At 58.3% G+C, this 12,607-nt stretch carries 9 protein-coding genes and 1 pseudogene; 2 read left to right on the top strand and 8 right to left on the bottom strand.

Features of this window, described 5'->3' with window-relative positions:
* On the top strand, nucleotides 1-459 hold a 459-nt coding region (locus GRPL_RS08135), incomplete at its 5' end, for a LysR substrate-binding domain-containing protein (protein ID WP_032699926.1).
* 45 nt (nucleotides 460-504) lie between these two features.
* On the opposite strand, the gene GRPL_RS08140 is transcribed toward GRPL_RS08135, so the two are convergent.
* The 7 genes from GRPL_RS08140 to GRPL_RS08170 all read right to left on the bottom strand — a co-directional run bounded on the left by GRPL_RS08140 (nucleotide 505) and on the right by GRPL_RS08170 (nucleotide 10,000).
* On the bottom strand, nucleotides 505-777 hold the full coding sequence (locus GRPL_RS08140; RefSeq protein ID WP_032699925.1) for a hypothetical protein: 273 nt from the start codon (nucleotides 775-777) through the stop codon (nucleotides 505-507).
* Nucleotides 778-971: 194 nt separating this feature from the next.
* Nucleotides 972-1,652: a respiratory nitrate reductase subunit gamma gene (gene narI, locus GRPL_RS08145; protein ID WP_032699923.1), complete on the bottom strand. Its 681-nt coding sequence runs from the start codon at nucleotides 1,650-1,652 to the stop codon at nucleotides 972-974.
* Nucleotides 1,649-2,344: a nitrate reductase molybdenum cofactor assembly chaperone gene (gene narW, locus GRPL_RS08150; protein ID WP_032687838.1), complete on the bottom strand. Its 696-nt coding sequence runs from the start codon at nucleotides 2,342-2,344 to the stop codon at nucleotides 1,649-1,651. The genes narI and narW overlap by 4 nt, the downstream gene beginning before the upstream one ends.
* Nucleotides 2,344-3,870, bottom strand: a complete 1,527-nt coding sequence (narH, locus tag GRPL_RS08155) for a nitrate reductase subunit beta (protein ID WP_032696255.1) — start codon at nucleotides 3,868-3,870, stop codon at nucleotides 2,344-2,346. The genes narW and narH overlap by 1 nt, the downstream gene beginning before the upstream one ends.
* A complete protein-coding gene (locus tag GRPL_RS08160; RefSeq protein ID WP_032699921.1) occupies nucleotides 3,867-7,607 on the bottom strand; it encodes a nitrate reductase subunit alpha in 3,741 nt (1,246 codons plus the stop codon). Before GRPL_RS08160 ends, narH begins: the two co-directional genes overlap by 4 nt.
* 137 nt (nucleotides 7,608-7,744) lie before the next feature.
* On the bottom strand, nucleotides 7,745-9,133 hold the full coding sequence (locus GRPL_RS08165; RefSeq protein WP_032687826.1) for a NarK family nitrate/nitrite MFS transporter: 1,389 nt from the start codon (nucleotides 9,131-9,133) through the stop codon (nucleotides 7,745-7,747).
* Between the two features lie 276 nt (nucleotides 9,134-9,409).
* Nucleotides 9,410-10,000, bottom strand: a complete 591-nt coding sequence (locus GRPL_RS08170; RefSeq protein ID WP_032696252.1) for a TetR family transcriptional regulator — start codon at nucleotides 9,998-10,000, stop codon at nucleotides 9,410-9,412.
* Nucleotides 10,001-10,120: 120 nt separating this feature from the next.
* Between GRPL_RS08170 and GRPL_RS08175 the strand changes: the two genes are divergently transcribed.
* Nucleotides 10,121-11,611, top strand: a complete 1,491-nt coding sequence (locus GRPL_RS08175) for an MFS transporter (protein ID WP_032699920.1) — start codon at nucleotides 10,121-10,123, stop codon at nucleotides 11,609-11,611.
* Between the two features lie 2 nt (nucleotides 11,612-11,613).
* On the opposite strand, the pseudogene GRPL_RS08180 reads toward GRPL_RS08175, so the two are convergent.
* Nucleotides 11,614-12,511, bottom strand: a pseudogene (locus GRPL_RS08180) (IclR family transcriptional regulator domain-containing protein).
* Nucleotides 12,512-12,607: the final 96 nt, after the last annotated feature.

The following is a 12,607-nucleotide window of genomic DNA, read 5'->3' as shown; positions in this document are numbered from 1 at the left end:
AGCTGGGAAGGGCGCGATCAACCGGTTTTTGATCATCTGCTGGGGAGACTGCCGCTGCAGTGGATCGCGGCGGCGGAGTTCGATCCTGCCCGTTACCTCGACAGAAACCAGCCGCTGCCGCTGCTGGCTTTTGAAGCGCCGTGCGTCATGCGCACCGCCGCCACCGCGGCGTTAGACAACGCCGGAATACCCTGGCGGATTGCCTTTACCAGCCGCAGCCTGAACGGTATCTGGGCCGCCGCATCCGCAGGACTGGGGGTGGCGCTACGCACCACGATTGGCATGCCTGCTTCGCTGCAGGTCGTTGATTGCGCAAAATTGCCCGCGGCGGGTGACATCGGGGTGGGGTTATATGGCGATGAACATCGGCTTACCGGGCCGGCGAAACTGCTGCTGCATACCATTACCGCCTGTTTTGCGCTGCATATACCGCCGACGGATAATTCCGCTGAGCGCTGAACCCGGTCTGTTAAGCTGTTTTTGGCGCCTGGCGGCGTAAATTTGCTATCTGTTTGCAAAAAGATAAATGATGAACATCAGAATTGCACACAGGCACATAAATATAACGCTTGCGGTGTACTCCTTTACCTCCGTCAGATAATCGTCATTAAATTTATTTAACGCGTTAACGGCATCTTTTTCGTTTTCAGCTTCTACCGCAACGTGATGCTTTCTGAACCCCTGTCGTTTCATCTCTTTAATCAAAGAGGATGTCACTGCCTCTTTTGGTACGGCTTTCCCGCCGCGGCTGCTGATAAAAATGACGTATTTACCCATGATTCCCTCACATCCGTATCATCCGGTTGAGTCAGCGCTTTTCAAGAGAAGAGATCGCGCGCGGGAACAGTATAAGTCATTGCGGGAAGCGACTACAGGGTTACTCTTTTCCGCCTGTTTTAAACGCATCAGCCTCCTGGCGCGGAGGCTGATTGGTTAGCTTATAAGGGCTGACAGAGCGAGTGGTAAAACATTCAGCGTCGGGATCTCACCAGCTGGTAGCGGCGGGTCAGATACTCTATCGGCGCGCTCCAGACGTGCACCAGGCGAGTGAACGGGAAGATCAGGAAGATGGTCATCCCCAGCACCAGATGCACGCGGTAGATAAACGCCACGCCATCCAGATGCGCCGAGGCGCCGCCGTGGAAGGTGACCACCGCCTGGGCCCAGTCCACCAGCTTGAGCATTTCGCTGCCGTCAGGATGTTGAGCGGAGAAGGGGATCGTCGTCAGACCCAGCGCGCACTGAATCAGCAGAATGCTCAGAATCAAAATATCCGCCGTCGATGAGTTGGCGCGAATACGCGGGTTGGTCAGCCGACGAATCAGCAGCCCGGCGCCGCCCACCAGCGTCAGTACGCCGCAGATCCCGCCGAGAATCATCGCCATCAGCTGCTTTTGCGACATCGGCAGGAACCAGGAGTAAACCCAGTGCGGGGTCAGCATCCCGAAGAGGTGGCCGAAAAAAATGCCCAGGATGCCGATATGGAACAGATTCGACCACAGCACCATGCCGCGTTTGTCGAGCATCTGGCTGGAGGAGGCGCGCCACGTATACTGCCCGTAGTCGTAGCGTAGCCAACTGCCGATGAGAAACACGGTCCCGCACAGATAGGGGTAGATATCGTAAAAAAAGACGTTCAGGTACTGTATCATTTCGGGCCTCCGGCACCGACGTCGACGTACTGCGGCGCGACGTCCTGGCTAAAGCGTCGTTGATAATGTTGCATCGGAGAGCTGTCGCAGGCGGTGGCGTTATCTTCGATAAACTTCACCTGCTCTTCCTCCCACACCGCATCCAGCGCCTGGCGGGTATCATCGCGCTGTTCACCCGCCACCTGTCTGGTGACACTGTCACTGCTGAGCGTGCTGCCGGCCAGCGCCAGCAGGGCGTCAAACAGCTGATAGTATTGGCACTGGCGCTGTTTGACGCGCCCGCCAAGCAGCGCCAGAATCGGGGCAACGTTGTGCAGGCCTTCTCTGGCGTCATCTGCCGGCAGGCTACTGAGGTACTCCAGATAGAGCGGTAAATGGTCAGGCAGCTCCCGGCAGTCGATGTGCAGCCCGGCCTGCTCATACTGATTCATGAGCTCGACCATTGCCTGGCCGCGGTCGCGGGATTCGGCGTGAACATGTTCAAACAGCAGCAGCGAGGTGGCCCGTCCGCGGTCAAACACTTCGCACCATTCGGCCTGGCGGTCGAGCAGCGGGGCGGCCAGCAGCGATGCAACAAACGGCAGCAGCGCCGGCGCATCGGCACGGACCAACTCCAGCGCCTCTTCACGGTTGTCCCATAGCAGGCTATCCGGATACTCCAGCAGCAGACCGATGATTTTGAGGATCCGCATTACTCTTTCTCCCCGATGTTGATCGCATCGATGCGCTGGCTGTTGAACAGGTTGAATTTGCTATCCGACCCGTGGCAACCATCACCGAAGGTAAATCCGCAGCCGTTGCGTTCCGGGAAGGCATCTTCGGCCATTTCCCGATGGCTGGTGGGGATCACGAAGCGATCTTCATAGTTAGCGATGGCCAGGTAGCGGTACATCTCCTCGACCTGCTCCACGCTTAAGCCCACCTCTTCGATAGCCCGGGTGTCGGTCACCCCTTCGACGGTTTGTGAGCGTTTGTAGTGGCGCATCGCCATCATCCGTTTCAGCGCGCGCAGCACCGGCCCGGTATCGCCGGCGCTCAGCAGATTGGCCAGATACTGGACCGGAATGCGCAGGCTTTCGACGGCGGGCAGGATGCTGCCATTATTCGGCAGGCCGCCCGCATCGGCGACCGACTGAATCGGCGACAGCGGCGGGACGTACCAGACCATCGGCAGGGTGCGATACTCCGGGTGCAGCGGTAGCGCCAGCTTCCAGTCCATCGCCAGTTTATAGACCGGCGATTTCTGCGCCGCCTCGATGACGTTATGCGGGATGCCTTGCTTCAACGCCTCTTCAATCACCGCCGGGTCGTGGGGATCGAGGAACACATCGCACTGGCGCTCATAGAGGTCGGTTTCATGTTCGGTGCTGGCCGCTTCTTCAATCCGATCGGCGTCATACAGCAGCACGCCGAGGTAGCGAATGCGTCCGACGCAGGTTTCCGAACAGACCGTCGGCTGGCCGGATTCAATCCGTGGATAGCAGAAAATGCACTTCTCCGATTTGCCGCTTTTCCAGTTGAAGTAGATTTTTTTATACGGACAGCCGCTGATGCACATGCGCCAGCCGCGGCATTTATCCTGATCGATCAGTACGATGCCATCCTCTTCGCGCTTATAGATAGCGCCGCTCGGGCAGGTCGCGACGCAGCTCGGGTTAAGGCAGTGTTCGCACAGGCGCGGCAGATACATCATGAAGGTATTTTCAAACTGGCCGTACATCTCTTTCTGCATGGCTTCGAAGTTGCGGTCACGGGCGCGCTTTTCAAACTCGCCGCCGAGCAGCTCTTCCCAGTTGGGGCCCCAGCTGATTTTGTCCATCCGCTTACCGCTGATCAGCGAACGGGGGCGGGCGGTAGGCAGATGCTGGCTCTCCGGCGCGGTATGCAGATGCTGGTAGTCGTAGGTGAAGGGTTCGTAATAGTCGTCGATGCCCGGCAACTGCGGGTTGGCGAAGATTTTTGACAATACGCCAACGCGGTTGCCGAGGCGCGGCGTCAGCTTACCGGTGATCCCGCGGATCCAGCCGCCTTGCCACTCCTCCTGGTCTTCCCAGTTTTTCGGGTAGCCGATACCGGGTTTGGTTTCGACATTGTTAAACCAGGCGTATTCCATCCCTTCGCGTCCGGTCCAGACGTTCTTGCAGGTGACCGAGCAGGTATGGCAGCCGATGCATTTGTCGAGATTGAGCACCATGCCAACTTGTGAGCGGATTTTCATTTTTTCGCCTCCTGTACCTGATCGCGACCTTCGTCATCCAGCCAGTTAATGTTGCTCATTTTACGAATCATGATGAACTCATCGCGGTTGGAGCCGACGGTACCGTAATAGTTAAAGCCGTAGGCCAGCTGCGCATAGCCGCCAATCATATGGGTGGGTTTCGGGCAAATGCGGGTCACCGAGTTATGAATGCCGCCGCGACGGCCGGTGACTTCAGATCCGGGAATGTTCATGATGCGCTCCTGCGCGTGGTACATCATGGTCATGCCGGGCGGTACGCGCTGGCTCACCACCGCCCGGGCGGTGAGCGCACCGTTGGCGTTAAAAGCCTCAATCCAGTCATTGTCTTCGATGCCCAGCTCTCTGGCGTCGGTTTCACTGATCCAGACGATCGGCCCGCCGCGCGACAGGGTCAGCATCAGCAGGTTTTCGCTGTAGGTGGAGTGAATCCCCCATTTCTGGTGCGGGGTGAGGAAATTGAGCGCCTTTTCCGGGAAGCCGTTGGGCGGAATCTCATGCATATGGCTGACGCTACGAGTATCAATCGGCGGTCGGTAGACCACCAGGCTTTCGCCGAAGGCGCGCATCCACGGATGATCCTGATACAGCTGCTGGCGGCCGGAGAGCGTGCGCCAGGGGATCAGTTCATGGACATTGGTGTAGCCGGCATTGTAGGAGACATGTTCGCTTTCCAGGCCGGACCAGGTCGGGCTGGAGATGATTTTACGCGGCTGGGCCTGAATATCGCGAAAGCGAATCTTCTCATCTTCTTTGTTGATGGCCAGATGGGTGTGATCGCGCCCGGTAAACTCTCCCAGCGCCTGCCAGGCCTTGACCGCCACCTGGCCGTTGGTTTCCGGCGCCAGGCTGAGGATCACTTCCGTGGCGTCGATGGCGCTGTCGATGCGCGGGCGGCCTTTTGCCGGGCCGTCGGGCTTGACGTAATTGAGTTTGCCGAGGAAATCGACCTCATCCTGCGTTTTCCAGCTGATGCCTTTACTGCCGTTGCCCAGCTTATCCAGCAGCGGGCCCAGGGAAGTGAAGCGCTCGTAGGTGGCAGGGTAATCGCGCTCGACGACCGCGATGGTGGGGGCCGTTTTCCCCGGAATCAGATCGCACTCGCCCTTATGCCAGTCAACCACATCGAAGGGCTGGGACAGCTCACCCGCAGAGTCATGCTGCAAAGGCAGAAGTACCACATCGGTCTCCGCGTCGAGGTGGCCGACGCAGACCGTTGAAAAGACGTTGGCGATCTCTTTATAGATTTCCCAGTCGCTTTTGGCTTCCCAGGCCGGGTCGACGGCGGCGGAAAGCGGGTGGATAAACGGATGCATATCCGAGGTGTTCATATCGTCTTTTTCATACCAGGTGGCGGTCGGCAGAACGATATCTGAAAACAGGCAGGTGCTCGACATGCGGAAATCGAGGGTCACCAGCAGATCGAGCTTGCCTTCAATCGCCGCGGTCTGCCACTCGACCTCTTCCGGTTTAACCTCGTCCGTCGCCCCCAGTTCATCGCCCTGGATGCCGCTGTCGGTACCCAGCAGATATTTGAGCATGTACTCATGCCCCTTGCCGGAGGAACCCAGCAGGTTGGAGCGCCAGATAAACATATTCCGCGGGTGGTTTTTACCGTTATCCGGTTGCTCGCAGGCAAAGCGGATGGCGCCGGATTTCAGCGCCTGCGCGGTGTAGTCGGCGGGTGTGAGGCCGGCGGCATCGGCCTGCCGCTTAATGGTCAGCGGATTGACGCTGAGCTGCGGGGCGGAAGGCAGCCAGCCCATGCGCTCGGCGCGCACGTTGAAATCAATCAGGTGTCCGGTATATCGACTGGCGTCCGCCAGCGGCGAGAGGAGCTCCTGGGCGGTCAGCTTTTCATAGCGCCACTGGCTGGAGTGGTTGTAGAAATAAGAGGTGCTGTTCATCTGGCGCGGCGGGCGGCTCCAGTCGGTGGCAAACGCCAGCGGCAGCCAACCGGTCTGCGGACGCAGTTTTTCCTGGCCGACATAGTGCGACCAGCCGCCGCCGCTTTGTCCGACGCAGCCGCAGAACACCAGCATATTGATCATCCCCCGGTAGTTCATATCCATGTGGTACCAGTGGTTGACGCCGGCGCCGAGGATAATCATCGAGCGGCCGTGGGTTTTATGCGCGGTATCGGCGAACTCCCAGGCGATTTGCTCGATGTGGTGACGGGGAACGCCGGTAATCTGTTCCGCCCAGGCCGGGGTGTAGGCTTTCACTTCGCTGAAATCACCGGCGGCGTTCTCATCGTCGAGCCCCCGGTCAAGGCCGTAGTTAGCCAGCACCAGATCATAGACGCTAACCACCAGTCTGCTCTTGCCGCTGGCCAGGGTCAGACGTTTGGCCGGCAGCCGATGAATCAGCACCGGCTGCTGCGGCACGCTACGAAAATGCGGGTTTTCATTGCCGCCAAAATAGGGGAAGCCTACGGCGGCGACCTCATCTTTGAGATCCAGCAACGAAAGAGTGAGTTCGGTCTCTTGCCCGGCGGCCCGCTGTTCGAGGTTCCATTTCCCTTTTTCGCCCCAGCGAAAACCGATAGATCCATTGGGGGCGACCAGTTCACCGGCGGTGCTGAAGGCCACCGTTTTCCACTGCGGATTGTTGCTCTCGCCCAGTCCGTCCAGCAGGTCCGAAGCGCGCACCATTCGTCCGGGGACGGTGGTACCGTCGTCGCGATCGTCGAGCAACACCAGCATCGGCATGTCGGTGTAGTGGCGGCAGTAGTTGAGGAAATAATCGCTCGGATTATCGAGGTGGAAGCGTTTTAAGATGACATGGCCCATCGCCATGGCCAGCGCGCTGTCGGTACCCTGTTTCGGCGCCAGCCACTGATCGCACAGTTTCGCCACTTCCGAATAGTCCGGCGTAATGGCAATGGTTTTGGTGCCTTTATAGCGCACCTCGGTAAAAAAGTGGGCGTCAGGCGTTCGGGTCTGCGGAACGTTAGAGCCCCAGGCGATAATGTAGCTGGAGTTATACCAGTCGGCGGATTCCGGCACGTCGGTCTGTTCGCCCCAGGTCATCGGCGAGGCGGGGGGGAGGTCGCAATACCAGTCGTAGAAGCTCAGGCAGGTACCGCCGATCAGCGACAGGTAGCGGGTGCCGGCGGCATAAGAGACCATCGACATCGCCGGGATCGGCGAGAAGCCGACAATGCGGTCCGGGCCATAATGCTTGATGGTCCAGACGTTGGCGGCGGCAATCAGCTGGTTCAGCTCTTTCCAGGTCGAGCGAATAAACCCGCCTTTGCCGCGCATCTGCTTGTAGCTGAGGCACTGCTGCGGATCTTCCATGATGCTGTTCCAGGCATCGACCGGGTCGGGATGGCGGTCCAGCGCCGCGCGCCATAGCTCAATCAGCCGTTTACGCGCCAGCGGGTATTTGAGTCGATTAGCGCTGTAGAGATACCAGGAGTAGCTGGCGCCGCGCGGGCAGCCGCGCGGTTCGTGGTTGGGCAGATCCGGGCGGGTGCGCGGATAGTCCGTCTGCTGGGTTTCCCAGGTGACCAGACCGTTTTTGACGTAAATTTTCCAGCTGCATGAGCCCGTACAGTTTACTCCGTGCGTGGAACGGACGATTTTGTCGAACTGCCAGCGCTGACGGTAGCTATCTTCCCAGTCACGATTGGTATCCAGGACCTGACCGTGGCCGTTGGCAAAGGTCTCGCGTTTCTGCTTAAAGTAGCGAAAGCGATCCAGTAGTTTACTCATGACGTTTCTCCTGCTCCGATAATGTCCGGCATCAAGCCCTTACCGGAAGCGACGCGTTTGCACCTTATCCGGCCCGCAAGACCGCACGATCCCGTAGGCCGGATAAAGGCGTCAGCCGCCATCCGACAAATATGCCGTTATTTTTTTGCCGGTTTACGACGACCATAGACCAGCCAGGTCACCAGTACGCAAACGACATAAAAGACAAAGAAAACCTTCATGGCGCCGACCGGGGAGCCGGTCATGGCTAACGAGGTGCCAAAGGCTTTTGGGATGAAGAACCCCCCGACGGCGCCAATGGCGGAGATAAACCCGAGCGCGGCGGCGGTATCGGTGACCGCTTCGTGCTGGGCCTGTTCATCGCTGCCGCCGCGTTTCTTGACGCTATCGAGGGTTATCTGGCGAAAGATCACGGCGATCATCTGGAACGTGGAGCCGCTGCCAAGACCCGCGGTGAGGAACAGCCCCATAAACACCACGTAAAATGCGAGGAAACTCCCGGAACCGGAGCCGGGCAGGGTGAGGAACAGCAGGCCGGTAAACAGCGCCATCAGAATGAAGTTCACCAGGGTGACGTTGACGCCGCCCAGACGGTCGGAAATGATGCCGCCGAAGGATCGCGCCAGGGCGCCGATAAACGGGCCAAAGAAGGCCAGCTTCAGGATATTCACCTCCGGAAACTGCGTTTTGGCCAGCATCGCGAAGCCGGCGGAAAAACCGATGAACGAGCCGAAGGTGGCGAGATAAAGCAGGCTCAGCAGCCACATATGCGGGCGTTTCAACACCGGGAGCTGATCGCGAATGGAGGTTTTGGCGCCGGCGATATCGTTCATCCCGAACCACGCCGCCACGGTAGCGGCGAGCAGCAGCGGCACCCAGATTAGCGGCGAGTTGCCGAGCCACAGAGTCGCGCCGTCCGCTTGGTCGACGCCGCGAACGCCAACAAAAGTGAAGATCGGCACGAAGATCACTACCGGCGAGAGCAGCTGCATCACGCTGACGCCGAGGTTGCCCAGGCCGCCGTTCACGCCGAGGGCGCTGCCTTGCTTCGCTTTCGGGTAGAAAAAGCTGATGTTGCCCATGCTGGAGGCAAAGTTAGCCCCGGCAAACCCACACAGCAGAGCGATAAGAATAAATATCCAGAATGGGGTTGCCGGGTTTTGCACCGCGATCCCAAGCCACAGACAGGGCACCACTAAAATAACGGTACTGATCACCGTCCAGTAGCGTCCGCCAAATATAGGAACCATAAAAGAATAGGGTACGCGTAATATTGCCCCGGACAGCGAAGGAAGCGCGGTTAATAAAAAAAGCTGGTCAGTGGTGAAATTAAAGCCGACTTTATTGAGATTAACCGCAACCGCGCTGAATAACATCCATACGCAGAAGGCGAGAAGTAAACAACTCACTGAAATAATAAGATTTCTTCGCGCAATGGCTTTGCCTTTATTTTCCCAGAATGCCGGATTTTCCGGGCGCCATCCTTTTAAAAGGTAATGATTATCTTTCTCACTTTCTCTTGACATAGTGCCCTCGCGTGCCCAGTAACCAAAGAAAATTTAAAGATGACAACACCGCAAATTAAGCAGAAGAGGCGATCAAGGCTGGCCGAATTAATTATTGTAGTGTTTGAAGAATAGATAAAAAAAAACGCTTCAGGAAAGCGTGCACGGAATAGGAGTTTATTATTTGTTACTAAATGTAAATGAAATGTGATTCAAAATGTGCCCCTGCTGGCAGCGGCGACAGGTTCTGTCGGGCCGACAGACCATGCCGTCCCGGGACAACTGAAGGTCTGGGGGCTAAATGGTTGGCGGGCATAGCAGCTCTAACGATATATAATGATTTATATAGCGTGTAAATGCGCTGTCGTCGATCGCTTCCATTCCCAGCGCATAAATCCCATCCAGTCCGCAGACCAAGGCAATTAAACGCCAGGCGATATTCTCCGCGCTGTCAGCGGGATGAAATTCACCGCTTGCGCTACCGAGACGAATAATATTGACCGTCTCTTCGTGCCACATCGACATGGTGAGCAGGTAGGCCTCTTTGATGTCGCTATCGCTCCCGCAGAGCAGTTGCCCCTCGCGCCACAGACGGATATAGGGATCCAGGCGGCCATCTTCGCTGCCGAGCATGGAAAACAGACGCTCGCGCCAGCTGGCGTCTTCCGCTACCAGCTGGATATCCAGCATCTCACGAATTAACCGAACGAAGGCCTGGGCCTTAAGTTCGCCGATAGAGGTGAAATGGTGATGCAGTTGCCCGGTAGAGACTCCGGCTTCGGCGGCGATTTGCCGGACGGTCATGGCACCTAAGCCACCCTGCAGCGCGACGCGCATCGCCGCCAGCATGATCACCTCCCGACGAGCTTCCCGATTTAAGTAGTGCATATTTCCCCGCTGAGCCGTGGTTTTCCTCGATAGTAACAAAAAGTTGGACAGTTGTTCAACAATCCGGCAGGATCGCAATCCTGGACACGTGTCCAATTTGTAAAGTTGAGGAAAAAAAGTATGTCTCGGCAATGGTTAACGCTGGTGGCGATTTTGTTGGTGTATTTACCGGTGGCGATTGATGCCACGGTGCTGCATGTCGCCGCGCCAACGCTTAGTATGTCGTTGGGGACCAGCAGCAACGAGCTGCTGTGGATCATTGATATTTATTCATTAGTCATGGCCGGCATGGTGCTGCCGATGGGGGCGCTCGGCGATAAAATTGGCTTTAAACGGTTGTTGCTGCTCGGCAGCGCTATTTTCGGCGTTTCGTCGCTGGCGGCGGCATTTTCACCCACTGCGCTGGCGCTGATCGCCTCCCGCGCGCTGCTGGCCATTGGTGCGGCGATGATCGTCCCGGCGACGCTTGCCGGCATCCGTAACACTTTTTCGCAGGCGCGGCACCGCAACATGGCGCTTGGTCTGTGGGCGGCGATTGGCTCTGGCGGCGCCGCTTTCGGCCCGTTGGTAGGCGGCATCCTGCTGGAACATTTTTACTGGGGATCGGTGTTCCTGATCAACGTGCCCATCGTGCTGGCGGTTATCGCCTTCAGCGCCCGGATGGTACCGCGCCAGCCGGCGCGCCGCGAACAACCGCTTAATCTGACCCAGGCATTGATGCTTATTGTGGCGATCCTGATGCTGGTGTTCAGCGCAAAATCGGCGCTAAAAGGGCAGATGGCATTATGGATGACCGGATTGATCGCGCTGGTGGGCCTGGCGCTGCTGGTGCGCTTTGTTCGTCAGCAGCTTTCCGCCGCGACCCCGATGGTCGATATGCGCCTGTTTACGCATCGCATTATCTTAAGCGGCGTGATGATGGCGATGACCGCACTGATCACCCTGGTGGGCTTTGAGCTACTGATGGCGCAGGAGCTACAGTTCGTCCATGGCAAAACGCCGTTTGAAGCCGGGCTGTTTATGCTGCCACTGATGCTGGCGAGCGGATTTAGCGGACCTGTTGCCGGGGTGATGGTTTCCCGCCTGGGCCTGCGGCAGGTCGCAACTGGCGGTATGCTGCTGAGCGCGCTCAGTTTCCTCGGCCTGTCGATGACTGACTTCAGCTCCCAGCAGTGGCTGGCGTGGGGATTGATGACTCTTTTAGGCTTCAGCGTCGCCAGCGCGTTGTTGGCTTCCGGCGCCGCCATTATGGCGGCAGCGCCGAAAGAGAAAGCGGCGGCGGCCGGCGCCATTGAAACGATGGCCTACGAGCTGGGGGCCGGTCTGGGGATCGCGCTGTTCGGCCTGATTCTGACCCGCAGCTACAGCTCATCGATTGTGCTGCCTGGCGGGATGGACGGTCAGGTCGCAGCGCAGGCCTCGTCGTCCATCAGCGAAGCGATCGCCCTGGCGCAATCGCTGCCTGCTGTTCCGGCGCATTCGCTGATTGCAGCGGCGAAAACCGCATTTATCAGCGCCCACAGTATCGTGCTGGCCACCGCCGGGGTGCTGCTACTGTTGCTGGCCGCCGGGATCTGGCGCAGTCTGGCGCAGGCGCCGAAAATGAACTAGCCCTACAGCTGGAGAGAAAGCTCCATGGCCGCCCGTCGCAGCGGGGCCAGCGCTTTCTCTCTCAGCGCGACGGCGCTCATGGCGCTGGCGGGCACGCCGATGTTGAGCGCCGCTACCACCTGGCCGCTGCGTGACAGCAGCGGTACCGCCAGCGAACATAATCCCACCTCAATTTGCCGATCGGCGATGGCATATCCCTGCATACGTACTCTGGCTATTTCCTCCCGCAATCCCGCTAGATCACACAGCGTATGCGGGGTATAGCGAATTAAATTTGCGCGTGACAATGTCACGTCAAGCTGATCTTCCGGCAGGGCGCTAAGCAGTACGCGGCCCATTGAGGTCGCCCATGCGGGGAGACGGCTGCCGCGACCGATGTCGACGCTCAGCAGATTGTTGACTGCGGCTCTGGCGATATAGAGCACGTTATCGCCATCGAGGGTGGCGGCGGAGCAGGACTCGCCGAGGCTCTTACCGAGGTTATCCAGCGCGGTCTGGGCCACTTTCGCCAGCGGCGTCCCGGCCAGGTAGGCGTGGCCGACGGCCAACACTCGCGGCAGCAGTTCATAGCAGCGTCCGTCAGGGCTGTGCACCATGCCGAGCGCGGCCAGGGTATACAGGCAGCGGCGGACGGCGGCGCGAGAAATCTGCGTTTTCTGGCTGAGCTGCGAGATAGTCAGCCGCTGGCGCTGGGGAGTAAAGGCGTTGAGAACCTCCAGCCCGCGCGCCAGCGACAGCATGAAGTTCGGGTCGTGTTCGGCCTGCCTGGCGCTGAGGGGGGTTGGTGGTGTCGCGCTCATTGAATTCCTCTCCATTCGAAAACAAAAGCTCACGGGATACCACTATACCGTGGGGAAAAAGGGCGGCGACGGAATGTGCCTGTTTTACCACCCGGATCACACTATTAACCTCATTTTAACAAGCGCGTCGATAATCGCACAACATTTCGATTATCGCCGTTGACCATTTCACCGGCTCCCCCCTATTGTCAAAGTC

Source organism: Klebsiella planticola ATCC 33531, from assembly GCF_000735435.1.
Lineage (GTDB): Bacteria > Pseudomonadota > Gammaproteobacteria > Enterobacterales > Enterobacteriaceae > Klebsiella > Klebsiella planticola.
This window is presented reverse-complemented; position numbering and strand designations above follow the sequence as displayed.